The sequence below is a fragment of the Effusibacillus dendaii genome (genome assembly GCF_015097055.1).
Taxonomy (GTDB): domain Bacteria; phylum Bacillota; class Bacilli; order Tumebacillales; family Effusibacillaceae; genus Effusibacillus; species Effusibacillus dendaii.
This window is the reverse complement of the sequence record NZ_AP023366.1, coordinates 1,456,616-1,482,006: the sequence shown is the minus strand read 5'-3', so window position 1 is coordinate 1,482,006 and position 25,391 is coordinate 1,456,616. Positions and strand designations below refer to the sequence as shown.

The 25,391-nt window shown below is 47.4% G+C and carries 30 protein-coding genes; 17 read left to right on the top strand and 13 right to left on the bottom strand.

All coding sequences use genetic code 11. The annotated features are described in order from the left end of the window. Positions 1-148 precede the first annotated feature (148 nt). The 5 genes from skT53_RS08035 (at position 149) to skT53_RS08015 (ending at position 6,180) form a co-directional block, all read left to right on the top strand. On the top strand, positions 149-1,333 hold the full coding sequence (locus skT53_RS08035; RefSeq protein ID WP_200760577.1) for an ABC transporter substrate-binding protein: 1,185 nt from the start codon (positions 149-151) through the stop codon (positions 1,331-1,333). 220 nt (positions 1,334-1,553) lie between these two features. Then, positions 1,554-1,745: a YqgQ family protein gene (locus skT53_RS08030; protein WP_200760576.1), complete on the top strand. Its 192-nt coding sequence runs from the start codon at positions 1,554-1,556 to the stop codon at positions 1,743-1,745. Positions 1,746-1,815: 70 nt separating this feature from the next. After that, positions 1,816-2,448 (top strand): TetR/AcrR family transcriptional regulator, encoded by a 633-nt coding sequence (locus skT53_RS08025; RefSeq protein WP_200760575.1) that lies wholly within the window; start codon positions 1,816-1,818, stop codon positions 2,446-2,448. A 9-nt stretch (positions 2,449-2,457) separates the two neighbouring features. Next, the gene (gene icmF / locus skT53_RS08020; protein ID WP_200760574.1) at positions 2,458-5,784 is read left to right on the top strand and encodes a fused isobutyryl-CoA mutase/GTPase IcmF; all 3,327 of its coding nucleotides are present in this window, start codon (positions 2,458-2,460) and stop codon (positions 5,782-5,784) included. 30 nt (positions 5,785-5,814) lie between these two features. Continuing rightward, a complete protein-coding gene (locus skT53_RS08015) occupies positions 5,815-6,180 on the top strand; it encodes a hypothetical protein (protein ID WP_200760573.1) in 366 nt (121 codons plus the stop codon). Between the two features lie 88 nt (positions 6,181-6,268). Here the strand turns inward: skT53_RS08015 and skT53_RS08010 are convergent, their stop codons facing one another. After that, positions 6,269-6,466 (bottom strand): hypothetical protein, encoded by a 198-nt coding sequence (locus skT53_RS08010; protein WP_200760572.1) that lies wholly within the window; start codon positions 6,464-6,466, stop codon positions 6,269-6,271. Between the two features lie 147 nt (positions 6,467-6,613). On the opposite strand from skT53_RS08010, the gene skT53_RS08005 reads away from it, so the two are divergent. Continuing rightward, on the top strand, positions 6,614-7,699 hold the full coding sequence (locus tag skT53_RS08005) for an HD-GYP domain-containing protein (RefSeq protein WP_200760571.1): 1,086 nt from the start codon (positions 6,614-6,616) through the stop codon (positions 7,697-7,699). A gap of 12 nt (positions 7,700-7,711) precedes the next feature. Beyond that, positions 7,712-8,689 (top strand): 2-hydroxyacid dehydrogenase, encoded by a 978-nt coding sequence (locus skT53_RS08000; protein ID WP_200760570.1) that lies wholly within the window; start codon positions 7,712-7,714, stop codon positions 8,687-8,689. A gap of 191 nt (positions 8,690-8,880) precedes the next feature. Here the strand turns inward: skT53_RS08000 and skT53_RS07995 are convergent, their stop codons facing one another. Further along, positions 8,881-9,786, bottom strand: coding sequence for a selenium metabolism-associated LysR family transcriptional regulator (locus skT53_RS07995; protein WP_200760569.1), 906 nt, complete (start codon positions 9,784-9,786; stop codon positions 8,881-8,883). Between the two features lie 456 nt (positions 9,787-10,242). On the opposite strand from skT53_RS07995, the gene skT53_RS07990 reads away from it, so the two are divergent. From skT53_RS07990 to skT53_RS18490, 6 genes are all read left to right on the top strand, one after another. Further along, complete coding sequence (locus skT53_RS07990; RefSeq protein WP_200760568.1) at positions 10,243-10,476, top strand: hypothetical protein; 234 nt, start codon at positions 10,243-10,245, stop codon at positions 10,474-10,476. Positions 10,477-10,625: 149 nt separating this feature from the next. Further along, positions 10,626-11,912: an EF-P 5-aminopentanol modification-associated protein YfmF gene (gene yfmF / locus skT53_RS07985; protein ID WP_200760567.1), complete on the top strand. Its 1,287-nt coding sequence runs from the start codon at positions 10,626-10,628 to the stop codon at positions 11,910-11,912. Continuing rightward, entirely contained in the window at positions 11,905-13,200 is a 1,296-nt protein-coding gene (gene yfmH, locus skT53_RS07980) for an EF-P 5-aminopentanol modification-associated protein YfmH (RefSeq protein WP_200760566.1), read from the top strand. The genes yfmF and yfmH overlap by 8 nt, the downstream gene beginning before the upstream one ends. A gap of 165 nt (positions 13,201-13,365) precedes the next feature. Further along, on the top strand, positions 13,366-14,709 hold the full coding sequence (gene murC / locus skT53_RS07975) for a UDP-N-acetylmuramate--L-alanine ligase (RefSeq protein WP_200760565.1): 1,344 nt from the start codon (positions 13,366-13,368) through the stop codon (positions 14,707-14,709). Positions 14,710-14,942: 233 nt separating this feature from the next. Then, on the top strand, positions 14,943-15,440 hold the full coding sequence (locus skT53_RS18495) for a reverse transcriptase domain-containing protein (protein WP_226375375.1): 498 nt from the start codon (positions 14,943-14,945) through the stop codon (positions 15,438-15,440). Positions 15,441-15,463: 23 nt separating this feature from the next. Further along, complete coding sequence (locus skT53_RS18490; protein WP_318978607.1) at positions 15,464-15,946, top strand: group II intron maturase-specific domain-containing protein; 483 nt, start codon at positions 15,464-15,466, stop codon at positions 15,944-15,946. 70 nt (positions 15,947-16,016) lie between these two features. On the opposite strand, the gene skT53_RS07965 is transcribed toward skT53_RS18490, so the two are convergent. Both skT53_RS07965 and skT53_RS07960 read right to left on the bottom strand, forming a co-directional pair. Beyond that, entirely contained in the window at positions 16,017-16,502 is a 486-nt protein-coding gene (locus skT53_RS07965) for a GNAT family N-acetyltransferase (RefSeq protein WP_200760564.1), read from the bottom strand. After that, the gene (locus tag skT53_RS07960) at positions 16,496-16,807 is read right to left on the bottom strand and encodes a hypothetical protein (protein WP_200760563.1); all 312 of its coding nucleotides are present in this window, start codon (positions 16,805-16,807) and stop codon (positions 16,496-16,498) included. Before skT53_RS07960 ends, skT53_RS07965 begins: the two co-directional genes overlap by 7 nt. Before the next feature lie 216 nt (positions 16,808-17,023). On the opposite strand from skT53_RS07960, the gene skT53_RS07955 reads away from it, so the two are divergent. Continuing rightward, complete coding sequence (locus skT53_RS07955) at positions 17,024-17,908, top strand: glycerophosphodiester phosphodiesterase (RefSeq protein ID WP_200760562.1); 885 nt, start codon at positions 17,024-17,026, stop codon at positions 17,906-17,908. Positions 17,909-18,039: 131 nt separating this feature from the next. On the opposite strand, the gene skT53_RS07950 is transcribed toward skT53_RS07955, so the two are convergent. The 6 genes from skT53_RS07950 to skT53_RS07925 all read right to left on the bottom strand — a co-directional run bounded on the left by skT53_RS07950 (position 18,040) and on the right by skT53_RS07925 (position 20,865). Then, positions 18,040-18,492, bottom strand: coding sequence for a hypothetical protein (locus skT53_RS07950; RefSeq protein ID WP_200760561.1), 453 nt, complete (start codon positions 18,490-18,492; stop codon positions 18,040-18,042). A 61-nt stretch (positions 18,493-18,553) separates the two neighbouring features. After that, entirely contained in the window at positions 18,554-19,264 is a 711-nt protein-coding gene (queC, locus tag skT53_RS07945) for a 7-cyano-7-deazaguanine synthase QueC (protein WP_200760560.1), read from the bottom strand. A 2-nt stretch (positions 19,265-19,266) separates the two neighbouring features. Then, positions 19,267-19,923 (bottom strand): radical SAM protein, encoded by a 657-nt coding sequence (locus skT53_RS07940; protein WP_200760559.1) that lies wholly within the window; start codon positions 19,921-19,923, stop codon positions 19,267-19,269. Next, positions 19,910-20,329, bottom strand: coding sequence for a 6-carboxytetrahydropterin synthase QueD (gene queD, locus skT53_RS07935; protein ID WP_200760558.1), 420 nt, complete (start codon positions 20,327-20,329; stop codon positions 19,910-19,912). The genes skT53_RS07940 and queD overlap by 14 nt, the downstream gene beginning before the upstream one ends. Before the next feature lie 58 nt (positions 20,330-20,387). Next, positions 20,388-20,744: a hypothetical protein gene (locus tag skT53_RS07930; RefSeq protein WP_200760557.1), complete on the bottom strand. Its 357-nt coding sequence runs from the start codon at positions 20,742-20,744 to the stop codon at positions 20,388-20,390. Continuing rightward, positions 20,716-20,865 (bottom strand): sigma factor, encoded by a 150-nt coding sequence (locus tag skT53_RS07925; protein ID WP_200760556.1) that lies wholly within the window; start codon positions 20,863-20,865, stop codon positions 20,716-20,718. The genes skT53_RS07930 and skT53_RS07925 overlap by 29 nt, the downstream gene beginning before the upstream one ends. Positions 20,866-21,251: 386 nt before the next feature. Between skT53_RS07925 and skT53_RS07920 the strand changes: the two genes are divergently transcribed. Further along, on the top strand, positions 21,252-22,019 hold the full coding sequence (locus skT53_RS07920) for a tyrosine-type recombinase/integrase (RefSeq protein ID WP_200760555.1): 768 nt from the start codon (positions 21,252-21,254) through the stop codon (positions 22,017-22,019). On the opposite strand, the gene skT53_RS07915 is transcribed toward skT53_RS07920, so the two are convergent. Beyond that, a complete protein-coding gene (locus tag skT53_RS07915) occupies positions 21,991-22,437 on the bottom strand; it encodes a bactofilin family protein (RefSeq protein WP_200760554.1) in 447 nt (148 codons plus the stop codon). The two genes, skT53_RS07920 and skT53_RS07915, sit on opposite strands and share 29 nt — an antisense overlap. A gap of 35 nt (positions 22,438-22,472) precedes the next feature. Next, entirely contained in the window at positions 22,473-23,414 is a 942-nt protein-coding gene (locus tag skT53_RS07910; RefSeq protein WP_200760553.1) for a M23 family metallopeptidase, read from the bottom strand. A 301-nt stretch (positions 23,415-23,715) separates the two neighbouring features. Here skT53_RS07910 and skT53_RS18485 point away from each other — a divergent pair, with 301 nt between their 5' ends. Together skT53_RS18485 and skT53_RS18480 are read left to right on the top strand one after the other, a co-directional pair. Next, positions 23,716-24,150, top strand: coding sequence for an acetate and sugar kinases/Hsc70/actin family protein (locus skT53_RS18485; RefSeq protein WP_226375374.1), 435 nt, complete (start codon positions 23,716-23,718; stop codon positions 24,148-24,150). 80 nt (positions 24,151-24,230) lie between these two features. Continuing rightward, positions 24,231-24,404 carry a hypothetical protein gene (locus tag skT53_RS18480; protein ID WP_226375373.1) on the top strand — a complete coding sequence of 58 codons (174 nt, stop codon included), beginning with the start codon at positions 24,231-24,233 and terminating at the stop codon, positions 24,402-24,404. A gap of 63 nt (positions 24,405-24,467) precedes the next feature. On the opposite strand, the gene skT53_RS07900 is transcribed toward skT53_RS18480, so the two are convergent. Beyond that, positions 24,468-25,223 carry a tRNA threonylcarbamoyladenosine dehydratase gene (locus skT53_RS07900; protein WP_200760552.1) on the bottom strand — a complete coding sequence of 252 codons (756 nt, stop codon included), beginning with the start codon at positions 25,221-25,223 and terminating at the stop codon, positions 24,468-24,470. Positions 25,224-25,391 lie beyond the last annotated feature (168 nt).

The window sequence follows — 25,391 nt, the reverse complement described above, 5'->3', positions numbered from 1 at the left end:
TAGCAAAAGTTAATGTGAAAAAAGATAGTTAACAAAGATGCTATATAAAGATGATAGTTTACGAAGATTCCTGTACTATAAACACATAAATCAATCTTTTTAAACTAAAATAAGTAAAAGAGAGACGAATGGAGAAAGGGGTTCAATCATGAAGAAAAAACTGTTAGCCGTAGCTGCGGTTATGACCATGGCGCTCGGTACACTGACCGCTTGCGGTAGTGGCAAACAAGCTGCTTCCAATGGCGGCAACAACGGGGATACGATCAAGGTGGGAGCCAACTTTGAATTGTCAGGGAATGTGGCTTCATTCGGTAACTCCGCATTGAAAGGTTCTCAACTGGCAGTCCAAGAAATTAATGATGCTGGCGGTGTTCTTGGCAAGAAAATTGAAATCGTACAAGCGGACAATGCCTCCAAGCCGGAGGAATCAGCTCGCACAGCACAGAAATTGATCTCGAACGACAAAGTGGTTGCACTGATCGGCCCTACCACCTCAACTAACGCTCTGGCTGCCGTTCCAGTCGCAATGGAAAAGAAAATCCCGATGGTTACTTCTACCGCTACCAACCCGAAAGTAACGGTTGACGAAAGAACGAAAAAAGTAAACGACTGGATTTTCCGCGCTTGCTTTATTGACCCGTTCCAGGGCAAGGTAATGGCTGACTTTGCGTCGAAAGAACTAAAGGCGAAAACGGCTGTCATTTATACGGACCAGGCGAGCGACTATGCGAAAGGGTTGTCACAGTTTTTTGAAGAAACGTTCACAAAGGGTGGCGGCCAGATTTTGGAAAAGGATTCCTATCAGGCAAATGACACCGATTTTAAAGCAGTTTTAACACGTATTAAGGATAAAAATCCGGATGTAATCTATGTGCCGGGTTACTATAACGAAGTGGGCAAAATTCTAAAGCAAGCGCGTGAAATGGGAATCAAGGCGACGTTCTTGGGCGGTGATGGTTGGGATGCGCCGCAGTTGGTCGATATTGCAGGCAAAGAAAACCTTGGCAACACCTATTTCTCGAATCACTATGCAGCGGATGACAAATCGCCTGAAGTACAGACGTTTGTTCAATCGTATAAGGCAAAATACAACCAAGTACCTGACGGATTTGCCGCACTTGGTTATGATGCAATGAAGCTGCTGGCTGATGCAATCAAGCGCGCCAACAGCACTGATCCGGAAAAACTGAAAACCGCTTTGGCGCAAACGAAAGATTTCAAAGGCGCAACTGGTACCATGTCTTTGAATGAAAACCATGACCCTGTGAAGTCGGCCGTTGTTATTAAATTCGAAGACGGAAAACAAGTTTTTAATTCAAAAATTAATCCGTAACTTGTTTATTGAATTTGGCAATCTGCAACGGCAGCTTGTTCCGCGAAATGAATGGCGGAGCAAGCTGTCTTTTTTAGGCGCCCCATAAACGTAGCAAAACTGAACAATCAGGATGGTAGTGGGCTTGGAAACGGAATACAGGATGATAGGCAGATCGCAGGGATTCTGGGAGAAGATTGAGAAAAAGTGACTACAAATACTTGTTGAGGGGTTTGTTCCGATGGCAGAAGACCTGTTTAAGGTGAGGGAGCTGTTGAAACGTTTTCATGTCTTCGTATATACGGGGAATGACCAGGATGATGCGGTGTTGATGGAGGCGGAATTGGAAGATCTGCGTGAGATGGGGCTCATCGAGCTTGACGAATATATGCAGGCAAAACTGCTGTTGGCACGTGTAAAAAACAGGCATTGACGCGATCCGGTGACAGCGAGTAGTATAGATAGTGAACTGAACGAGCGCTCGGTCGAAAAGGAGAATGACTGTGTCGGAGAAAACCAAATCGATTCCGTCTTTGGTGAAAGATCCAGAGCTGGTCAAAGTCAGACGAAACCAGATTATTCAGGCCGCCATGGATTTGTTTGTGCAAAAGGGATTTCATAAAACGACAACTCGTGAGATTGCCCGGGAAAGCGGCATCGGAATCGGGACGCTTTATGAATATATCCAGTCGAAAGAGGATGTGCTCTACCTGGTATGTGATCACATCCATTCCGAGGTCGAACAAAAACTGGATGAGGAAATGACACATGGTCGGACAGGACGGGAGACGCTCGTCAATTCGATTGGTGATTTTTTTCGGATCATGGATCAGATGCAGGATTCGGTCCTGCTTATCTACCAGGAGATGAAATCGCTTCCCAATGAAATGCTGCACTATGTACTTGCGAAAGAAGAATTGATCACGAGCCGGTTTGAACGGATTTTGGAACGCGGCATTGAGGATGGGTCGCTTTCTTTGCAGCCGGGTTACGTCAAGCTCACAGCACATAACATTGTAGTACTGGGTGAAATGTGGGCGTTCCGCCGTTGGGCGCTCAGCCGCCATTACTCGCTGGAAGAGTATATTTCGCACCAGACCGCGCTGGTGCTGCATGAAATGAAATCGGGGAGGTAGGTGTTCAACATGGAAACAGAAATCTATCGTCCAACACACAAAATTCGCTTTGTCACCGCATCCAGTCTGTTTGACGGACATGATGCATCGATTAACATTATGCGCCGGATTTTGCAATCGTCTGGAGCGGAAGTCGTTCACCTGGGGCATAACCGTTCGGTGGAAGAAGTGGTTCAGGCCGCCATTCAGGAAGACGCGCAAGGAATTGCGGTCAGTTCCTATCAGGGCGGTCATATTGAATATTTTAAGTATATGTATGATTTGCTGCAGCAAAAAGGGGCCGGTCATATTCGGATTTTTGGCGGCGGCGGCGGTGTAATTGTGCCCGATGAAATCCGTGAGCTGGAATCCTACGGCATCACCAAAATCTTTTCATCCGATGATGGGAGGCGCATGGGACTGCAGGGGATGATTAACTACATGCTGCAGCAGTGCGATTTTCCTACAGCGAAGGAACTCGGCAATGAAACAGAACTTCTGTCGCAAAAAAATCCACAGGCAATCGCCCGCTTGATTACATTGGCGGAGGAAGTCGTCCGCCGGAAAGAGGACGCGACAGCCAGCACATCGGTTGAAACGGCCTCGGCTGCTGAATCGATATTGGCGTCGGTGCGGGCGCATGCACGGCAAGTTCCGGTGGTTGGCATTACAGGCACCGGCGGAGCGGGCAAATCTTCTCTGACGGACGAATTGGTGCGCCGATTTTTGAATGACTTTTCTGAAAAAACGGTCGCTATTTTATCGGTCGACCCTTCCAAACAGAAAACGGGCGGGGCGCTGCTCGGCGACCGAATCCGCATGAATTCGATTCACAACCCGCGCGTCTACATGCGGTCGCTGGCAACCCGCAAATCAAAGTCGGAACTGTCGGAAGCGATTACAGATGCGATCGATATTGTGAAAGCGGCCGGTTTTGATTTGGTGATTGTCGAGACATCTGGCATCGGACAAGGAGATGCGGGGATCTCGGAGATCTCGGATGTGTCCATCTATGTGATGACATCCGAGTTTGGCGCTCCCTCTCAATTGGAAAAAATCGATATGATCGATTTTGCCGACCTGATCGCCATCAATAAGTTTGAGCGGAAAGGGTCGGAGGATGCGCGGCGTGACGTAAAGAAACAGTATCAGCGCAACCATAACCTGTTCCACCTGAAAGAGGACGAAATTCCAGTGTACGGTACAATGGCGAGTCAGTTTCATGACCCTGGCACCAATCGTTTTTACCGGGCGCTGATTGATACGATTAACCGAAAATGTGGGACCGATTGGCAATCCCAACTGTCTGTTGATCAAACGAAACCAGGTAAAAATTACATTGTCCCGCCGGAGCGCACCATGTATCTGGCGGAGATCGTACAGACCGTGCGGAGCTACAAAAAATTTGTTGAAGAACAGACGCAAATCGCCCGCAAGCTGTTCCAACTGCAGGGAGCCAAGCATACGATAGCGGCCGCCGCTCTGTCCGAGCCTGCGTCCGACGGAAACGGAACAGAGGCGGAAACTGCCAAATTGCTGCAGGTGATGGATCAGCAGATTGCCCATTTTGAAGCGCGACTGCATCCCGATTGCAAGCGGATTTTAGATCGTTGGGAGAGCCGCAAACAGGAGTACCGTCAGGACGAATTGGTAACCCGCATCCGCGATAAGGAGATTCGCACTCAACTGTATACGACTTCCCTATCCGGTTTGCGGATTCCGAAAATTTCATTGCCCGATTTTGAAGATTGGGGTGAAATTGTCAAATGGAGTCTGAAAGAAAATGTCCCTGGGGAATTCCCTTATACGGCGGGCGTATTTCCGTTCAAACGGGAAGGCGAAGATCCGAAGCGGCAGTTTGCAGGTGAAGGAACGCCGGAGCGGACGAATAAACGGTTCCATTACCTGTCGAAAAACGATTCGGCCAAACGACTGTCCACAGCCTTTGATTCTGTTACTCTGTACGGCCATGATCCGGGTTACCGGCCAGATATTTACGGCAAAATTGGTGAATCGGGTGTTTCCATTTGCACGTTGGACGATATGAAGAAACTGTATGCAGGATTCGACCTGTGCCACCCTTCTACGTCGGTGTCGATGACGATTAACGGCCCGGCGCCCATTATCTTGGCGATGTATATGAACACGGCGATTGATTTTCAGGTGGAGAAGTTTGAACGAGAAAACGGTCGTCAGCCAAATGCGGAAGAGTATGAACAAATTAAATCGTTTACGCTGTCCAACGTGCGGGGAACGGTGCAGGCAGATATTCTGAAAGAGGATCAGGGGCAGAATACTTGCATTTTCTCGACTGAATTTGCGTTGCGGATGATGGGAGACATTCAGCAGTATTTTATCGACCACAACGTGCGCAACTATTATTCTGTGTCGATTTCCGGCTATCATATTGCGGAAGCGGGCGCCAATCCGATTTCACAGTTAGCGTTTACGCTGTCCAATGCCTTCACTTATGTGGAATACTACTTGAGCCGGGGCATGAAAATCGACGATTTTGCACCTAACTTCTCCTTTTTCTTTTCGAACGGCATGGATCCCGAATATGCGGTAATGGGTCGTGTGGCCCGCCGCATCTGGGCAACCGTCATTAAAAACAAATATGGGGGCAATGAACGTTCCCAAAAACTGAAATATCATATCCAGACGTCGGGGCGCTCGCTTCACGCGCAAGAGATCGATTTTAATGACATACGCACCACTTTGCAGGCACTCTTGGCACTCTATGACAATTGCAACAGCCTGCACACCAATGCGTATGACGAAGCGATCACAACACCGACAGAGGACTCGGTTCGCCGCGCCATGGCAATTCAATTGATTATTACGAAAGAGTTTGGTTTGGCGAAAAATGAAAATCCGCTGCAGGGAGCCTTTATCATCGAGGAGCTTACCGATCTGGTGGAAGAGGCGGTGTTGGCCGAATTCATGCGTATTAACGACCGCGGCGGCGTGCTTGGGGCAATGGAAACCCAGTATCAGCGAGGCAAGATTCAGGAAGAATCTATGTACTACGAACATCTCAAGCATAGTGGCGAACTGCCGATTATTGGCGTAAACACGTTTGAAAATCCGGCTCTGCAGGCGGAAGAATATGAACCGCCCAAAATTGAACTGGCACGTGCCACACAAGCGGAAAAAGAACTGCAAATCGCCAATTTGCGGGAATTCCATGAGCGCCATAAAGAGAAAGCGCCTCATATGTTAAAACGACTGCAGGAAACGGCGCAACGGGGCGGCAATGTTTTTGCTGAACTGATGGAGACGGTCAGATACTGCTCTCTCGGGCAGATCACCGACGCCTTGTATGAAGTGGGCGGACAATATAGACGAAATATGTAAAGGATTGGGACCTTTGGCGTATTTTCTTGAATGACCGAATCGCGATATAGTCAAATAGAAGAGATTCAAATTCAGGTTCCGGTGATTACGGGGGAGATGCACGTGTTGTTACGAACCTTGTATGTGGAAGCGGTAATACCGGAGTATTCGGCCGCAGGGCAGCCTGTTGCCTATCGTCTATATACAAGATCGCTTTCCGGATGGCGCTACGATTATTGTTTGATCCATGCGACCAACCGGGAAATGATTGAAAACCTGTTGGCTCGCTATCAAGTGGAAAGATTGGAAGAATTGCAAGGTGTGGGGATCGAGGGATTCATTGATGGAAATCGGCTGGTTCGGTTGGCCGATTACAGAGAAGCGTCCCGCCTGACAAACGCCAGCAAAACAGGATAAGACAAAGTTCGAAAAGTTGAAAGTGCCTCTCCAGAAGGCACTTTCTTTATTTTAGTTTTCATTAAATATGCTTCGATGGAATCCTTATTTATTTTAACGTCAGGATACAGGGAACGCCAAATCCGATCGCACCTGGCTTTTCCATCTTTTCCCGATACGCGATGCCGCGGGCGCACGGTGTTGGGCACGCGATGCATGTATCCGCTCCGACAATTTTCATTTGTGGCTGATGTACATCCAGTTTGGTGGCTGTGCGATCGGCCTTTACTTTGTTTTTTCCTGCCATGTCTGTCCCTTCTTTCATGCAATTTCCATTTATCCATATGTGAAAAGGAGCGGTCGTGTGCGGATGAAAGAAGGGTTTTTTGTAATTCCCGTCGAATAGATTGGATGGGGAAGGGGAAATTTTCCATTTTCAAGGTGGAATGCCCTCATGCATATGGTACAGACGATACAGTTAAAACCGGGTGACAAATTGGGTAAACCGGTGTATACCGAAACGGGCGGGATTTTGGTAGGCACTGATGTGGAACTGACACACCGGATGATCAAGCGACTGCAATCGATTGGTATTGAATCGGTCTATGTGAGTGATCCGCGAACGGATGATATTGAGGCGGAAAGTTCCGTATCGGACGAAACGCGTCAACATGCGACAAAAATCGTTTATGAAACGTTCTCCGGCATGATTGAAGCAAAAAAATGGAATCGCAATTTTTCCTTATCCAAATTAGGAACGGAGTTCCGTAAAGCGTTCGAAGACATACTGTACGACTTGCAGAGTCGACCGGAATTGATGATTCATCTGACCGGAATCTATTCGTCCAGCAATTATCTGTACACCCATTCGGTCAATGTTGGGATTTATTCGGCGGCACTTGGAATGGCGGTAGGATTGAACCGAAACCAGTTGATTGATCTTGGAATTGGCGCCATTTTACATGATATCGGAAAAACACAGATAGCACCCGAAATTCTTGATAAGCCTGATAAACTGACGCCAGCTGAGTTTGAAGAAATCAAGAATCACACCGTTTATGGGTATGACATTTTGCGCGAACAGCCTGATATTCCGCTTTTATCCGCTCATTGTGCGCTGCAGCACCATGAACGGATTGACGGATCCGGATATCCGCGCGGTTTAACGGGTGATGAGATTCATCTTTTTGGCAAGATCGTCGGCGTTACCGACATGTATGATGCTCTGATTGCCAACCGGGTCTATCGGAAAGGGTATTTGCCGCACGAAGCGTTAGATATCATTTTTGCTTCCTCTGACAAATTTGATTTGGATTTGATGACAACCTTTCGAAATCATTTAGTGATCTATCCGGTTGGGATGGTAGTGTCGCTGTCAACCGGTGAAAAAGGGGTGGTGGTCGATGTCAACTCGAAACACCCGCACCGCCCCATCATCCGCATCCTGAAAAATCCTAACGGGGAAAATGTCAAACCGTACGAAATTGATTTGTCATCTCAACTATCGATCATGATCAGCGAATGTGAGGATGCACTCTAAGGGGGGGAGGTAATGAACGGGGAGAAAGTGGTAGTGTCGAGACAGATTCCGCCGCAGGCGCTGTCTGTGATCAAGCAGCAGGCGGATGTTTTTCTATGGGAATCGGAAGAAGTTCCCATCCCGCGGGATGTATTGCTGCGGGAATGCCGGGAAGCGGTGGGGATTTTTGCGACGTTGACCGAACGGATTGACGAGGAATTTCTGTCGAATGCTCCAAATCTTAAGGTCATCAGCAATATGGCTGTAGGCGTCGATAATATTGATGTGGCGGCTACCACAAGGCGTGGGATTCCTGTCGGCCATACGCCGGGTGTATTAACCGAGACGACAGCTGACTTAACGTTTGCTCTTCTGTTGGCTTCTGCTCGAAGAGTAGTTGAGGGGGCTGATCTTGTACGGCAAGGGAACTGGAAGACGTGGTCACCGATGATGATGACAGGACAGGATATATTTGGAGCGACCATCGGAATTATTGGTATGGGGCGTATTGGTGAAGCGGTAGCAAAGCGTGCGACCGGTTTCAGTATGCGAATCCTCTATCATAACAGGACTCGCCGTCCAGAAGTGGAACAGTCGCTCGGCGCGACATACTGTTCGCTTGAAGAATTGCTGAAACAATCCGATTTTGTGGTGGTTTTGACACCGTCAACAGCGGAAACGCACCATTTGATCGGCAAAAAGGAATTACATTTGATGAAATCAACCGCTGTCTTAATTAATACATCGAGAGGGAGTAATGTAGATGAAAAGGCTCTCTACGGCGCGTTGCAGGACGGTGTGATCTGGGGGGCCGGGTTAGATGTGTTCGAACAGGAACCAATCGGAGCCGATCACCCCTTGCTGTCACTTGAAAATGTGGTGCCGCTTCCCCATATCGGCAGTGCCAGCATAGCCACCCGAACGAATATGGCGTTGTTGGCTGCAAAGAACCTTATAGCGGGCATCCAGGGAGAAAAACTTCTGCATACGGTGAATCCTGAAGTATATTGAATTCGATGGCAAGGGGCAAACCTGAAAGTCGAGTTCCGACCAGCGGGTATGCCCCTTTTGAGATTCTTAAAATTCGGTGCTTTGTGTGTAGGGGGGTGAAATCTGCCCATTTCGATCATGTCCATCTGTTCCGCCCCCTCCTGTTTATCCGTTAGTGTATCCGGTTTTCCCTTTGGATAAGCACTGATTCATTAAAATTCCGGGACCAGACGTGAATGGAGATCGATAGACTCTGTCATGGCGGTAAATTCCTTCATCGCGCGCGTCTCCAATTGCTTTTTTTTCCAAATCATCGAGAACGGACGAGGGAAGGAATGATTGTGAACCCGCAGTACCCGCAGGGTTCCTAATTTTATTTCTTTCTGGACGCTCCAGATCGAGATGAAAGAAACCCCTAAACCGGCCTCCACTGCTTCTTTGATTGCCTGCGTAGAGCCGAACTGAATTTCCCGTTTAGGTTGAATGCCGAGTGTACGGAACACTTCTTCCACAATAAAACGGGTACCGGAACCTGATTCCCGGATAATAAACGTTTCCTCCAACAGATCTTCGATATGCACCCGACCGATAGCTGCTAAACGGTGTGTAGTAGGCACGATCAACACCATCTCATCTTCCAAAAAAGGGGTAATTACAAGATTTGCCGGGTTTACAGGTCCTTCCACCAAACCTACATCAATCCGATTGTTCAGTGCATGATCGGCGATCACTTCTGTGTTTCCAATCGTAACGGAGATTTCCACGTCCGGGTAATGCCGCGCATATACGGAGAGCAGGCGGGGCAATACATATTCCCCAATTGTCAGAGATGCCCCAATCATCAGTTTTCCTGTTACGAGGCCCATTAAATCGTTGACTGCCTGCTGTGCTTCCCGTTGTAGATTTACGATCTGTACGGCGTACCGATAGAGCACTTCTCCCGCCCGGGTTGTTTCCACCCGTTTGCTGTTTCGTTCAAACAGCTTGACTCCGTAATAATCTTCCAACGAATGAATTTGCTGCGAAACGGCCGGTTGTGTCATATTGAGTGATTCGGCCGCCCGCGAAAAGTTTTTTTTCTCGACCACGGTGACAAATACCAGAAGAGGAAACTGCAAGGGAACACCTCAATCCGATGGTTGTTATTTTTATTTTACCTGCTTCCGAGGATGAAAAAAAGACAAGATCGGCACACTGAAAACGAATCCAACACAAACAGAATTTTCCTCAACAATAATTTCTTATGCTGCCGGATTCATCTTTATTTTTTTTTGCACGATCGAAAGCATTACTTGGAAGAGAACAGGAATGAGACAAGAGCCAGTTACATACCGTTACTAACACAAGGTAGGGACTTGGGACGCGTGTCCAAAGGCCTAAATTCAAACGGGGTGACGAATGAGGAGTCTGAAAATTCGGCCTTGAGTCCCTTGTTGCCATGGATTGTCTCAAGTACACTTTGTATGAACAATTAAATATTGTTATGTCTCATCGGAAGAGCACCACAGTAGGCAAGAACCGAAAGTCAACCTTGGATCAGTCCGCTGCTTGAGCGGCCGTTAGGAGGAATGTTCATGTTTCAGTGCCCCATTTGTGGAGAGTTGATGGAGATCCTTACGAATAATCATTGTCAAAACAAACATGCCATTTCTAAAAAGGATCTGATTGAGAAGTATGGAGCTCCCAAATATGTCTCGCCTACGATGAGTCGTGAAGTGCAAAACTGGATTCGAGAATCGACAATTATTACCCGAGTCGACTTTGATATTGCGCAAGCGGCTGCCAGAAGCCAACTGCGGCGCGGATAAGAAAAATGAAAGCACCTTGTCATTGTGTCAGAAACGTACAATCTGTTTCTGACGATGGCAAGGTTTTTATTTTTTTCTAGTCATGACTTTATTTTCCTGCATACATATGACCATACTATAAGTATAGAAACACAGGGGGGGCGGATTTTTTGCAGCGATTTGTGTCTGATACAATTGGCGGTTTCCATATCCATTTGCTTTCCACTTCCAAATATAAGTTGAACACGATAGTGGTTGCTTTTCATACCGATTTGGAAGAATTTAAGGCAACGCAACAGGCACTTATTCCTCATGTTCTGATGCGGGGAAGTGAACAACACCCGACAGCCGAATCGATTCAATTGAGCCTGTCGGAACTATATGGAGCCACGTTGACCGGCGGCGTATCCAAAAGAGGAGAGCGCCAGATCGTCGAATTTTTACTGCGGGTGGTGAATGAAAAATATTTGACGAGCGGGGAACCGCTTTTTGAAAAAGGGCTTGGTCTGTTGGCGGAAATGTTATTTCGTCCGGCGCTGGAAGGAGGCAAATTTAAACAGGAGTTTGTAGAAAAAGAAAAGGAACAGCATGTGAAGCGCATCGATTCGCTGTTCGATGATAAAATCGTTTACGCAAATGAACGATGCCTGGAAGAAATGACAGACGGAGAACGGTTTTCGATCCCGAAATTGGGCAGAAAATCAGATTTGGATCGAATTGATGCAGCGAACCTGTATAGCGCCTACCGGGAATTAATCAGGACGGCTCCTGCGCATGTGTATGTGGTAGGAAATTTGGAAATGGATGCGGTCAAGCCGCTTTTGCAAAAATATTTGGCCGTGGAACGACAGCCGAACAGCGCTTTACAACCGACCAAAACGAATGTAATGCCCCAGCAAGTCAAAGAGGTGATCGATCGGCTAAATGTTACGCAGGGCAAACTGAACATCGGAATGCGTACCAGCATAACTCAATCGAATGATTTATATCCGGCTTTGATGATGTATAACGGGATTCTCGGCGGATTTCCTCATTCCAAGCTGTTTGTCAATGTACGGGAAAAGGCGTCTCTCGCTTATTATGCGTCGAGCCGGTTGGAATCCTACAAAGGACTTTTGTACATTCAATCGGGCATTCAGATTCCTCAATATCAGAAAACGCTCGATATCATCAAGAAACAGATTCAAGATATGCAGGATGGGAACATCACGGACATTGAAATAGAATTCACGCGCAACGGTTTGGTTAATGCCTTGCAAACTTTGCAGGATTCGGCAGATGGCTTGATCGATATGCATACGGGCGGCGTTGTCTCGGGGCGGCAGCGGACGATTGAAGAATTGATCGAACAGATCCGCCAGACCGGAAAAGACGATATCGTAAACGTAGCGCAGCAGGTTCGTATGGATACGATCTACTTCTTGCGCGACCGGGAAGGAGTGACAGCAAATGCGTGAAATACGATACGAACAACTACAGGAAACCCTTTATCAGGAACAGTTGAATAACGGGTTGCAGGTATACATTTTGCCAAAACCGGAATACAATCAGGCGTACGCCACGTTTACAACAAAATACGGGTCGATCGACCGTCAATTTATCATTCCCGACCAAACCGAAGCGGTCACCGTACCGGATGGAATTGCCCATTTTCTGGAACATAAAATGTTTGAGGAAGAAGAAGGGGACGTTTTCAACGATTTTGCAAAATTCGGTGCCTCTGCTAATGCGTTCACCTCGTTTGACATCACGACCTATCTGTTTTCGGCGACCGATCATCTGGATGAGAATTTGGAGATCCTGCTTGACTTTGTGCAGCGGCCTTATCTGACGGACGAAAATGTGGAAAAGGAAAAAGGAATTATTGGGCAAGAGATTCAAATGTATGATGACAATCCGGATTGGCGGTCTTATTTTGGTGTGCTGCAGGGACTTTTTAAAAATCATCCGATCCGAATTGATATTGCCGGTACGATCGAAAGCATTTCCAAAATTACAAAGGAAACATTGATGGACTGTTACAAAACGTTTTACCATCCCAGCAACATGCTTCTGTTTGTGGTAGGCCCCTATAACCCGGAAAAAACGATTGAGTTAATCAAGCGGAATCAAGCGGCTAAAACGTTTCAACCGCAAGGGGAAATTCGCCGGATATTCCCGGATGAACCGCGGGAAGCATTTCAAGCGAAGGTGGAAACACGGCTTCCGGTATCGATTCCCCGCTGTCTGTTCGGGTTTAAAGAGGTGAATCCGGGCGTATCGGGACGGCAGCTGTTAGTTCGGGAACTGGCAACTGCAGTTGGATTTGACACGCTGTTCTCGCGCAGTGCAAACCTGTTTAACCGTTTGTTTAACGAAGGCCTGATTGACAAGGGATTTACGTGGGAGTATGAAGTGACTCCTTCTTATGGTTTTTCGATTATAGGCGGCAACACAAAAGATCCGGATCGTGTGATGTCAATCATTAACGGCGAATTGGAACGTATCCGCCAACAGGGAGTCAAAAGGGATGCGTTTGAATTGAGCCGCAAAAAAATGATTGGCAAGTTTTTGGAAGGCATCGAATCTCCCCGATACATTGCGCGAAACTTTACATCATATAAGTTCAAGGAAGCCGATTTTTTTGAGTCCATTTCCGTATTGGAAAAATTGACGCATGATCAGGTAAATGAAAGGTTAAAGGAGCATTTTGACCCAATCGCCCAGACCGTTTCGCTCGTACTGCCTAATGCCCAGGAGCATTAAGCAGTAGATTCGTATAGTATAATACTGGGTATTCGACCCTTGTAACAAATTACCAGCTGAAAATAGGCCAAATTCCCCCGAATCGGGAAAAAAGACCCTTGTAAATTAAAGGGGAGAAGGGCAAACTAAATACGATGATATCTAGATTTGGTGGAGGACGTCGGAATGAGGATCCATTTTACTGGCGTGAAAGGTTCGGGAATGAGCTCGCTGGCTCAAATTTACAAACAGAAGGGGCATTCGATCACCGGCAGCGACGTGGAAGAATCGTTTTTTACTGATAAGCTGTTGTATAAGGCGGGAATAGAAGTCCTTCCCTTTCATGAAAAGAATGTGCAGCAAGTTGATATTGTATGCGCGTCAGCCGCATACGGAAGCAATCATGTGGAAATCAAAGCGGCTAACGAAAGGAATATTCCGGTACTTACCTATCCGATGATGTTAGGCGAACTGACAAAAGAATACGAGTCGATTTTGATCACGGGAACGCATGGAAAAACAACCACCACGGGTTTGATTGGTTCACTCTTAATGAACGCGGACATGGATCCGACAATTGTGGTGGGTTCGTATATTGAGACGTTGAATAACAATGCCCGATACGGACGAGGAAACTATTTGGTGGTTGAGGCATGCGAATACAAGCGTCATTTCCTGAACTATACGGGCAAGGTGATGGTGGTTACCAACATCGATTTCGACCATCCTGACTACTTCAAGGATATTCGCGACACGTTCGATGCATTTCAGGAGTGTGCAAATCGTTTGCCAGAAGACGGTTTGCTGGTGGTCTGTGGGGATAATTTGGCTCGCAACCTGCGTGCCAACTGTCAAATGGTGACGTACGGTTTATCTCAGGAAAATGATGTATACGCGGTCAAAAAAGGAATGGGCAAATTCGCCGTTTATGCATTCGGCAAATACATGGGAGACATGGTTACACCGTTAATTGGTGAACACAATATCCAAAACGCACTGGCGATGGTCTGTTTGGGATTGTACTATGATATCCAGTTTGATATTTTACAGGAGACATTGTCCGGTTATGCGGGGGTCAAACGGCGGTTGGAATTGAAGGGCCATTTGAAGCACCACCTTGTCTATGATGATTATGCGCACCATCCGACAGAAATTCGTGTTACGCTGCATGCAGTAAAGGAAAATTATCCGAATGCAAACGTGGTTTCCATTTTTCAACCGCATACCTATTCACGAACCAAACGCTTGTTGCATGAATTTGCGCAGTCTTTTCAGGCGGCTGACTGGGTAGTGTTAACAGACATTTTTGCATCTGAGCGTGAAAAAGAGAAACTGGTAGATATTTTGGAATTGGTGGAGGAGACGAAGAAACATCATCCGCGTGTCACCTATATTCCGAAATCGGAAATTATTCCCTGGCTGGAGCAGATGAGCGAGCAGATGGAAGACCATATCTTTTTAACGATGGGCGCGGGTGACATTTATAAAGAAGGCGAAAAGATACTGCAAAAAATGTTGCTTTCCTCGTAAAGGAGCGCTATAAGCAAGACGATAACCCCGAGCTATATCGGGGTTATTTGTTGTGCGCTTGGCAGCGCAGTGACCATTAAAGTATTTGAGTCCGAGTGGGAGCATAACTTAAGAATGCTTCAGCAGGCCCTGCAAACGAAAACGTACCGCCCGAAACCGGTGCGCCGCGAGTACATCGACAAAGAGGATGGTACGAAGCGGCCTTTAGGCTTACCTACCGTGGGAGACGAGTCGTGCAAGCGGCGGCAAAGCGAATTCTCGAACCGATCTTTGAAGCCAAATTTCTGGACCGCAGCTTTGGATTCCGACCGAACCGAAGCGCTCACATGGCGATCGAGCAAATCCGCAGAGACCTGCTGGATGGCTATCGTTACGTGATTGACGCTGACCTGAAATCGTACTTCGACACGATCCCGCATGACAAACTGATGCCGCAAGTGCGGGAAGAAGTGGTGGATGGAAGTGTGATCCGTCTATTGGAATCGTTTCTGACATCGGGAATCATGGATGGCGGAAGCTTTTATCTCAATGAGGCCGGGTGTCCGCAAGGCGGGGTCATCAGTCCGCTTTTGGCGAATATTTACTTGCACCTGTTGGATGCCTTGATGGAGGAACGCGGATATCGAATGACGCGGTATGCATATGACTTCGTCATATGTTGCCGCACCCGAAAAGGAGCGGAGCGTGTCCTGCGAGGGGGGGTCGATTTCTTTAAGGAACACTGGGGTTGAAAATATACCCGGAGACAACCTGAATTGTAGATTCAAGGACAGAATCGTTTAAATTTCTGGGACATGAATTTAAACCAGGGGGTTGGATAACCCCATCGACCAAAGCGATCAAGAAGTTTGAGGAACGGGTTCGGGAGATCACACGTCGGAACCAAACGGTCAACGTAGAGCAGCTGGTCAAGAAGAAACTGAATCCATACATCAGAGGTTGGGGGAACTACTTCGGGCGTAGCGATGCGAAGAAGATATTCACCCGATATGATGCATGGATTCGGAGAAGACTACGTATGGTGCAGCTCCGCAGCTGGAAGAAAACACGGAAACTGCACCGGGAGAGGAGGTGCAGAGGTTGGAAAGGAAATGAACTTCCCCGGCTGAGAATGACAGCATGGAGAAGTTCACGGGAAGCACATGTAAATTTTGATTTGCCGAACACTTGGTTCAAGGATATCGGTCTATGCAGTCTGATCGACATTTACAATGAACTTCATCCCCAGCGGGGATAATCGCGGAAGAGCCGTATGCGATGACCCGCACGTACGGTTCTGTGAGAGACCCATGAATTAATTCATGGGCCTACTCGATACGGACAATTTTACTGATCGCGATATTGCCATTGATTGGGGGAGAATCGATTTGAAATCCGTTCTGAAGCCAGAATGCAAGCGCTTTTTGGTTGGTTATCTGTACATGCCCCTCAATCAGCCGAACCCCAAGCTTTGCGGCTTCCCTGTCAATGTGTTGTACCACCTGCCGTCCGATTCCTTTGCTTTGCTCACTGTTGACGAGGATCAATGAACTCCAGTACATCGTCCGATTCGGGTAGACCGTATACATATAAAAACCGATCGGCCGACCGTTTTTTTCGATGATAGTTATTGTGTCATTTGCTTGAATTTGCTGTTGAATCGTTTGTTCTGTTAAATGAAAACCGGTTGATGCAGTAAATTTTTGCCGCATCGCTTCTAACGATTCTTTGATAATAAAAGGATCATCAGAAGGTCGGCGGGGGCGGAACAGCAACACAGCGGTTTGGATCGGCCGACCTTTCCGTTTTACCACCACCAACTCCAGGCGGCGGCACCTGCAACTAGTCCAGTAAGAAAGGCAAACGGGATGAAAAACAAAGCCCCCCATACAGGAGCGGCGTCCACCGAGGTTGATTCACTGTTATCGGCATACTCTATAGCCGCATCGGTGTTTTCAAATGTCGCTCTCCGGGCTCCGGTTCCCGGCAGAGGGCGGATGTAAATACCGTCGTGTGTTACCGAATGGAGAATCCCATGATACAGTCTTCCGTCGACATGGTGTGCAATTACCCGTTGGCCGACATATCTCATGCAATGTTGGCGCAATACAGCAGACATGCTGATTCCTCCTTCCTGTTTTGATATGCTCAAGAGAATGGTTGATACAGAACCAACCCTCTTTTACGTTATGTGACAGGGGGTAACAAGGCCACGGCGTTTCTCCTGGTATGTTTGCATTAACTACTGTGTTTTTAGACAACATGATAAAGCGGAGTTCTGTATGGCCAGGAGAAAACAAGGAAGAGAGAATGGTTTCGTGAGGGGGATGAATGCATGGAGCGGTTATGGAAGCGTTCCTGTACTTTGATTGGTACAGTCTGTTTAGGAATGTCGATCAGTTTGTTGCACATGCAAACGGTTGTGGCCAAACAACAAAGCATATATAATGTAGCGCATCGCGGCGCATCCGGTTATGCGCCGGAAAATACGATGGCAGCTTACGAGATGGCGCAAACGATGAAGCCAGATTTTATCGAGTTGGACGTACAGATGACAAAAGACGGTGTGCTCGTTGTCATGCATGATGAAAAGGTAGATCGTACCACAAACGGAACCGGTTATGTGAAGGACCATACATTAGCTGAAATCAAGCGATTGGACGCGGGGAGTTGGTTTAACAACGCTTACCCGGATAAATCGAAAGCTGCTTATGTGGGACTGGCAGTGCCTGCTTTTGAGGAAGTGGTTGCGAAGTTCGGTCGCAATGCCCGTTTTTTTATTGAGCTGAAATCCCCGGAAAAGTACCCGGCAATCGAACAAAAACTGCTTCAAATATTGGAGAAAAACGGCTTGCTTGATGGAGTTGACCAAAACCCGAGAGTTATCGTCGAATCGTTTAACCGGGACAGCCTGCTTAGAATGCATCAACTGAATCGTAAAGTTCCTCTGGTACAACTCATCGAATACAAAACTCCAGCGGTAGTGACCGATGCCGAATTGCAGGCAATAAAGCAGTATGCAATCGGCGTAGCCGTCAATGGTGAAATGATGGACCGCGCATATGTACAGCAAGTTACTGCAAACGGAATGCAAATTTACGTCTACACCGTAAATGAAAAAAAGACTATGGAAAAAATGGCCCGTTGGCATGTGACCGGATTGTTTACCAATTATCCGGATCGGTTACACGAGGTACTGAATCGAAAAGGTAACACTTAACTATCAGGGAACATCAACCAAACGGAACTCGGTTTGGCGATGTTCCCGTTCGGTAATGCGATAGATGAATTTGCAATCTAATGTTTCGTGAAGTCTAGCAAAGTGGAGAGTTGCAAACTTGGTGAGGAAAGTCAGATGCGCTTGATTTGCTGCTGTAAACTAAAAATCGCTCTGTCATGTTCAAAAAATTTGGCTGTGAAGTACTCCATATCCTCTTTCATCTGTTCAGCCAGAGCGTCAATTCTTTGCCCCAGTTCCTGCCGCAACTCTTCCTTCACCTGGGCAAGTTCCTGGCGGAGTTCCTCCTTCACCTGGGCAAGTTCCTGGCGGAGTTCCTCCTTCACCTGGGCAAGTTCCTGGCGGAGTTCCTCCTTCACCTGGGCAAGTTCCTGGCGGAGTTCTTCCTTCACCTGGGCAAGTTCCTGGCGGAATTCTTCCTTCACCTGGGCAAGCTCCTGGCGGAATTCTTCCTTCACCTGGACAAGCTCCTGGCGGAGTTCCTCCTTTACCTGGGCAAGTTCCTGTTTTAAATCCTGATGGAATTCCCGCATCGCTTGCAAAATCATTTTCGTTTCTTCACTCAACTTGACGTACCTCCTTTCGCTGGATAGTCCCTCTGTTTGTTAAATTGCCAATGGAATTTTATTATACCACATCCCAGTTAATTGGAATGGCATATTCGATCGGATCTCTTACGCCTGCTTCCTGAAAGCCTTTGATCCGCAGTTGGCAAGAGTCGCAAACACCGCAAGCGGGATCCGTTCCCTGGTAACAGGAATGCGTATGCAAAAGCGGGGCCTGCAGCCGATTAGCCAGTTTCACAATCTCCGCTTTCGTCAAATGTTGCAAAGGCGCTTCAATCTGAATTCCTTTTCCGTGCGCGCCGGCTACCGTTCCTTTATTAATTACCTGCTGAAACGATTCGATAAATTCAGGCCGACAGTCAGGGTAGCCGGAATAGTCCAACGCGTTGACACCAATCCAAATCGATTGCGCATCAATCGATTCTGCATACGACAAAGCAATTGAAAGAAAAATGATGTTGCGGGCCGGTACATAGGTTACCGGAATTTCGCTGCTCATCTCCGTTTCCAATCGATTGACCGGGATTTCCTTATCTGCATCCGTTAACGCAGAACCCCGAATGATTCCATTCAGATTGGCAATAAAATGACGATCTTGACAGCCGTAATGGGCGGCTACCCGTTTGGCTGACTCCAGTTCAATCGAGTGTTTTTGACCATAAAAAAAAGTCAGCGGCCACACGTCGTATCCTGCATCCCGTGCAACCGCCATGCAGGTGGTTGAATCCAGACCCCCTGACAAAATCACAACCGCTTTATTTGTTTCTGTCATCTCTATACACCTCGTAAGTCAGGATCCCAAACAATTTTGTGGAGCTGTACCTGAAACCGTACGTCAATCCGGTCTTCCAGCAGCCAACTCACCAATTCCTGATAAGTTATATCCCCGAATATTGGAGAAAAAATCAATTGATACCCTTTCTCCGGCTGCAACTCATATTGCTGCATCAAGTTTCTGGCCCATTCATAATCTTCCCGGTTTCCCACCACAAATTTAACTTCATCCCGTTCAGGCACGATCCGTTTCAAATTTTCAAAATCCATCCGGTTCGACATAGCGGAAGAAGGTACTTTCATGTCGAGAATAAAACGTTGCCTGCCGCGCAGCTGAAATTTTGAAATGTCGATGGAACCGTCCGTTTCAATCGAAACTTCATAGTTTTCCGCTGCCAATAAATCGAGCAGCCTTTGCATCTCGGTACGGGGCTGAATTAACGGCTCCCCGCCAGTCAAGCAGACCCTTTTTATGCCGTAGGAACGTATTTTCTCCAAAATCCCTTCCGGCGTATCCGACTCCCCTTCATAATACGAGTACTTCGTATCGCAATAGGTACAACGCAAATTACATCCGGTGAACCGGACAAAGATGGTTGGTAGACCGATCGAAGCGGATTCCCCTTGAATCGAGAAGAATATTTCATTTACTTTCACGGTCAAAATCCTCCCGTGTAATCTCTGCATAACAAGTCGGCGTTTCCCAAAGGCGGACACGCTGCAGACTGATGTCCTGAGCCGAATCCAGTTTGTTTACGTACGTGTCAATTGTCTCAAAAAAGAATACCACCATATTCTCGGCCGTTGTGTTGAAAGGAAGGTGATCATTCAAAAACTGATGATCATATTTGGCAAGAATATGTTCGGTTACGATTTTTTTTAGATCGGCGAAATCGACGACAATGCCACGGTGATCAGTTCGACCTTTGACTTCCACTTCCAATTTGTATGTGTGACCATGCAGATTGGCGCATTTTCCAATATAGTCATCCAACCGGTGGGCTGAGTCGAATGTGAATATCTTGGTCACGGAGACTTTTCGCGTGTGGTACGGTTGGCTCATATTTCAAACCTCCTTGTAGAAACCTGGCAGCCGAGGGGCTGCCAGTAAACATAATATATCAAAACAAGTATCCTGTCGACCGTCTGAGATTCTCCCATTCCCGCAAACAGTTTAGAAGTTCAGCCGTTTGTTTTGAATCGCTGCTTCTTGTCTGCAGTTGGCAGCGGACTCCTGCATGCTCCCACTTGTACGCGGTTACGCCTGAAGTCAGTTCAAATGGCTGTCCGTCAGTGCGAATCCGATTCTGCAAGAAAGGTGTTTGGGGCGCAACTTTCTGCCCTTGAATCGTCCCGATCAAATCCGATTCAGAAAGCGGACGGCCGATTTTTTCAATTACAGCCGTTTCGTCCACGCCAATCGGGACCGGAACAGGACCCGATAGACGATTACACTGTAACTGTCGGGCTGAACACATCCTGATAAATGTCCTCCGCCAGGTGCCGATCTTTTACAAAAAAATAGGCGGTTCGCAGGACGGTTGTTCCGTATTCTTCCATCCAGCTTTCGAGTTGTGTTTCTTTGTCCGTCCTGTTCATTCGTCTTGTCCCCCGTGTTTATTCCTTTCATGTTCGTGCTTCATAGAATAGACAATTTAGCCAGCGAAAGGTTTCGTAAAAGTGACTGCAAGATTATGGAAGGACGCCCATTTTCCCTTTTTTCTGTGCATTTGTACCTGTCAACCAAGATGTATGCCGCATTGTATAAATGCGAGGAGGTGAACAGGTATGTATGGAATCTTTGGCGGCTATACCCGTTGGGCAGTTGTATTCTTGATCATCTTCGTCCTGTTCTTCTTGCTGGTTCCGGTCGCTGGTGCTGCACCGGCTTGCTAATTCCGATTTCAGGGTCGTGACAAGTAAGGGGTACCATCCTGTAAGACAGGATGGTATTTTTCTTTTCGGTTTACAATAACAGGGTCATTTTGCACCGGGAGGTGCCGTTCATACAGACAAACGATCAAGTGATAAGTTCTTTTCAATCGTACTTGCAAAATTGGGGCAAAGAGAGCGGAACAATTCAGGGCATCACGGTGGAAATTCAATCACTGGCCGAATTTTTGCAAAACCGGAACCGTCTGTTGTCGCAACTCCAGCAGGAGGATCGCGAATTATTTGGAAAACACCTGTTGGAAAGCGGAAAAAGCATGGAGACGATTTACAGCCGGTTACGTAACCTAATGGTCTTTCTTCGTTTTTTGACTGCAAACGGGTGGGCGGAAGAAGATGCAGAGAGCTGGATCACCAACAGTTCCGCTTATCTACAGTCGATGCCTCGCCCCTTGACGGCTGAGGAAGTGAGAAAAGTGATTCTGTTCTGTCCGGATTTGAAGCAGCGGGTGTTGTTCACGTTTTTGTATGAGACAGGAATTCGACCGATTGAGGCGGCGCGCATCAAACAGGAGGACGTGAATTGGGACGATCTCTACGTACTGGTTCGGGGCAATAGGGAGGAAAAACCGCGTCCCATATTTTTTAATCGAAAACTAAAAGACGTAATTCGCAAATATTTACGTACCCGCAAGGACCGATTACCTTATTTGTTTGTGGATGGGAATGCACTGTTTACGAGAGCGCGGATGCAAGTTCTGTTTAGATCCCTTCGCGGTTCATCGCAAAGGAACCGGGCTGTCGTTCGTTTCCGTACTGGATACCAAGTAAACGTCAGGATGTTTGTATATAGGTGCTTGTAACGTTGGACGAAACCGGTGTGGAAGCGGATTCCAAATGTTCCTTCTGCATGGAGCCGCCCTTTCCGGCAGCGGTTTCGCCCATTCGACAATTGCCTTTGAAAAATGCGCCTTCTTCGATTACGATTGTCGTCGCTTCGATATCTCCTTCCAACGAACCGGTTGTCACCAGATGCATACGGCCGACTGCCGAAATATTGCCTGTCACTTTCCCGGCCACTGTTACATGCCGGGCATGGATGTGGGCGTGCACTTCTCCTTTCTCGCCAATGATTACGTCTCCATCTGATTCGAGTTCGCCGCGGATGCGACCCTCTACCCGCAAAATTCCGGTTGCCTGAACTTTCCCTTCAATTGTCGTATTCGGACCGATTAACGTATCTACCTTTCCGTTTGCAACGGGGATTTCTTTTTTAAACACGGACCGTTTCCTCCCAGCATCTTTGGTTTTTTGAATTATGGCAGATATTTGACAGGATTCACGAGGTTTCCGCTTACCGTTATTTCATAGTGCAGATGAGGACCGGTGCTTCGTCCGGTAGAGCCGATTCGTCCGATTGTATCGCCTTTCTTGACCGTTTGCCCGGTTTTCACGTCGACTGCTGACAAATGACCGTAGCGGGTGACGATTCCGTTGCCGTGATCCACCATGATGCAGATGCCATAACCGCCGTCCCATCCCGCTTCCGTAATGACCCCATCAGCAGTGGCCTGCACCGGCGATCCATAACTTCCTGCAATGTCCAAGCCGGTATGCAGTGAGTACGTATTGTCAAACGGGTCAAGGCGATATCCAAAATCGGAGGAAATGGTACGGGAACCGGTAGGCCAAATGGTGGGGGTATGTGCTTCTTTGTCCTGTTTTTGAGTTTCCTCTGCTTGCTGTTCCGCTTCCTGTTGTTCAATCGTCGTCAGAATCTGCTTGGCGCTTTCAATTCGCTGATCTGTTTCTTTATTTAACTGATCCAACGCTTCTTTATTTAAAATCAGAGTCGGCCGCTTGAGTCCACTGCGGCTTTGCAGTACGCCACCCTTGCCACCGTCGGTTTGGGAATTGTCCGGTAGCTGTGGAAGCCCGTTTTTGGCTCGCAGATCGTTTTCCAGCTTTTGCAGCGAATCCAGTTTTTGTTTCATCGCTTCGGCAGTATCAGCCATCGAATCATATTCATTGCGAATTCGCTCGGTTTCTGCTTTATACTGGTTCAATTCTTGTGACGAACGGCGATATTCGGAGAATTTGTAAAGAAAGTAGCCGCTGCCGCCGCCCACCAGAAAGATCGAAAACGCGACCAATGCGATCAACTGTTTTGAAATGGAAATCGACCGCACCTGTTTCCCGGAGTGAGGGATGACCATTAAAGTAAACGGTTTAAACAGTTGTTTCAGCCGGTTTTTCATAAGACTCCCTTTCCAACTGATGATTCATGAATTTCAAAAAAATGGACATTAATTCAGATTCGACAATTGAAATGTCGATTCCTGCAAAAATGTTTTAAAAGCCGATACGTACACTTTGCTGTCGAAAAGGGAAGGATTTCCGGTTTTTCAGTCGAAAAATTACAAATATAGAACTTTTTTCAAAGCTGTTTTACCTTGGTCGAAAGGAATTGTATGTTTTATCCATCCAAGACAATAAGGCTCGCCTGCGCCAGTGGCTTGGTGAAGCCAAGTTTTCTTCAGGCAGAGGGGATGTGGTCGTGTGGTCAGGTCCGTTGGACTCGATATTGGAAATGACAGCGTAAAACTGGTGATGGAAGGCGGCGTTTTGGCGATTCCCAACATTGTGGCGCCAGGCAGTGCGCGCAATCTTTTAAGAGAAGAAGACAACGTCTTGGAGGCGCTTGATGTAGAAGTGTTCAGCCGTTCGCTGACGGGCGCGGCTTATTACGGAACAGTTGGGGTTTGTGAGATTGGAGCTTTGACGACCGATTTTCCGATTATGAAAAAATTGCAATCGGATAATAGGTTCAGCCACGGGGAATATTTTGGACTGGCTTCCTACCTGGATGCGATTCGGCAGGATGTATTTGAAAACTTCGGATACAATTTTCAAAGCCGTGCCAAGCTGGTGAAGCGAATTCGTGATTCCAGCTATCTGATCAATCTGGTCGGAGAACGGCGGGAGGGACATTAAGCCGATTATTGACGAACATTTCGGGCGGGCTGCCGTTCGCGTTGTCGATCTGATTCAGAAACGATGGGCCAAATATCCGGATGCGCAAGCGTTTTATGTACTGGGTGGCGGGGCATCCGCACTGCGTCCTTATTATTGAAGAAATCACGAATGGGAAGCTGCCGCTCCGCTTTGTGAACGACAGCGAATGGCAAAATGCGGCCGGCTATTTAAAAATGATAAAAAATCAAGGATTGACGGAAGACCGCCAATAATGTTTCGATTATCGCTCGATCGAAACAGGAAGGAAAGAGACGCCCGCTCGATTCGGACGTCTCTTATATTTCGTATCCCATCAAATCACGCACGACAACAGACGCGAGAATCATTCCCGCCACAGGAGGTACGAAGGCGATGGAAGCGGGCGGTTGCTTAGCCTTGCGGGGCGCCTGCCCCTGCTCGATTTCCGGTGAAACGATCTGCTGTCTTACCGCTTCAAGCGGTTTGCGCGGTTGTTCGGTGGAACAGACAACGGGAACTCCTTTTGTAATGCCGTAGTCCTTCAGCTTGCGGCGGAGTACTTTGGCAATCGGATCTATTTTTGTTTTTGAAATGTCGACTACTTCAAAGCGGGTAGGATCGATTTTATTGGCGGCCCCCATCGAAGAGACGATCGGGATGCCGCGACGTTTGCATTCCACGATCAGCAGGATTTTGGCGGTGATCGTATCGATCGCATCGACCACATAGTCGAGTTTTTGAGCAAAAATCTGCTCCTTGGTGTCTTCGTTAAAGAACAGATCCAGCACTGTCACTTGGCAGTCCGGGTTAATCTGTGCAATGCGCTCTTTCATTATATGTGTTTTGGAACGGCCAATCGTATCGGTAAGCGCCGGAAGTTGCCGATTGATATTGGTGATGTCGACAACATCTTTATCAACCAGAATCAGTTTTCCGATCCCCGTCCGGGCTAACGCTTCTACCGCAAAAGAGCCGACGCCTCCCATGCCAAGCACGCAAACGGTTGCATTTCTCATTTTTTCCAAACCTTCCGGTCCGATGACAAGCTCTGTGCGGGAAAATCGATGCAGCATATGTAAGAAACTCCTTTTTAAAAATTCACACCTCCCATCTTATCACAATATTTTCTTATAAAAAAATACCTCTCACATCCAGACGAACTGATGGAAGAGGTGAAAATGACTGTATCCCGCTAAAATCTTTCATGTGTAAGATAATTTATTCAAGGAAAAGGAAAATGA

Excerpts from the sequence above, each read along its gene's own strand:
- skT53_RS08035 (WP_200760577.1), top strand. The coding sequence starts at position 149 with ATGAAGAAAAAACTGTTAGCCGTAGCTGCGGTTATGACCATGGCGCTC.
- skT53_RS08030 (WP_200760576.1), top strand. The coding sequence starts at position 1,554 with ATGGCAGAAGACCTGTTTAAGGTGAGGGAGCTGTTGAAACGTTTTCAT.
- icmF (WP_200760574.1), top strand. The coding sequence starts at position 2,458 with ATGGAAACAGAAATCTATCGTCCAACACACAAAATTCGCTTTGTCACC.
- skT53_RS08015 (WP_200760573.1), top strand. The coding sequence starts at position 5,815 with ATGACCGAATCGCGATATAGTCAAATAGAAGAGATTCAAATTCAGGTT.
- skT53_RS08010 (WP_200760572.1), bottom strand. The coding sequence starts at position 6,466 with ATGGCAGGAAAAAACAAAGTAAAGGCCGATCGCACAGCCACCAAACTG.
- skT53_RS08005 (WP_200760571.1), top strand. The coding sequence starts at position 6,614 with ATGCATATGGTACAGACGATACAGTTAAAACCGGGTGACAAATTGGGT.
- skT53_RS08000 (WP_200760570.1), top strand. The coding sequence starts at position 7,712 with ATGAACGGGGAGAAAGTGGTAGTGTCGAGACAGATTCCGCCGCAGGCG.
- skT53_RS07990 (WP_200760568.1), top strand. The coding sequence starts at position 10,243 with ATGTTTCAGTGCCCCATTTGTGGAGAGTTGATGGAGATCCTTACGAAT.
- yfmH (WP_200760566.1), top strand. The coding sequence starts at position 11,905 with ATGCGTGAAATACGATACGAACAACTACAGGAAACCCTTTATCAGGAA.
- murC (WP_200760565.1), top strand. The coding sequence starts at position 13,366 with ATGAGGATCCATTTTACTGGCGTGAAAGGTTCGGGAATGAGCTCGCTG.
- skT53_RS07960 (WP_200760563.1), bottom strand. The coding sequence starts at position 16,807 with ATGTCTGCTGTATTGCGCCAACATTGCATGAGATATGTCGGCCAACGG.
- skT53_RS07955 (WP_200760562.1), top strand. The coding sequence starts at position 17,024 with ATGGAGCGGTTATGGAAGCGTTCCTGTACTTTGATTGGTACAGTCTGT.
- queC (WP_200760560.1), bottom strand. The coding sequence starts at position 19,264 with ATGACAGAAACAAATAAAGCGGTTGTGATTTTGTCAGGGGGTCTGGAT.
- queD (WP_200760558.1), bottom strand. The coding sequence starts at position 20,329 with ATGAGCCAACCGTACCACACGCGAAAAGTCTCCGTGACCAAGATATTC.
- skT53_RS07930 (WP_200760557.1), bottom strand. The coding sequence starts at position 20,744 with ATGTGTTCAGCCCGACAGTTACAGTGTAATCGTCTATCGGGTCCTGTT.
- skT53_RS07925 (WP_200760556.1), bottom strand. The coding sequence starts at position 20,865 with ATGAACAGGACGGACAAAGAAACACAACTCGAAAGCTGGATGGAAGAA.
- skT53_RS07910 (WP_200760553.1), bottom strand. The coding sequence starts at position 23,414 with ATGAAAAACCGGCTGAAACAACTGTTTAAACCGTTTACTTTAATGGTC.
- skT53_RS18480 (WP_226375373.1), top strand. The coding sequence starts at position 24,231 with ATGCGCAAGCGTTTTATGTACTGGGTGGCGGGGCATCCGCACTGCGTC.
- skT53_RS07900 (WP_200760552.1), bottom strand. The coding sequence starts at position 25,223 with ATGCTGCATCGATTTTCCCGCACAGAGCTTGTCATCGGACCGGAAGGT.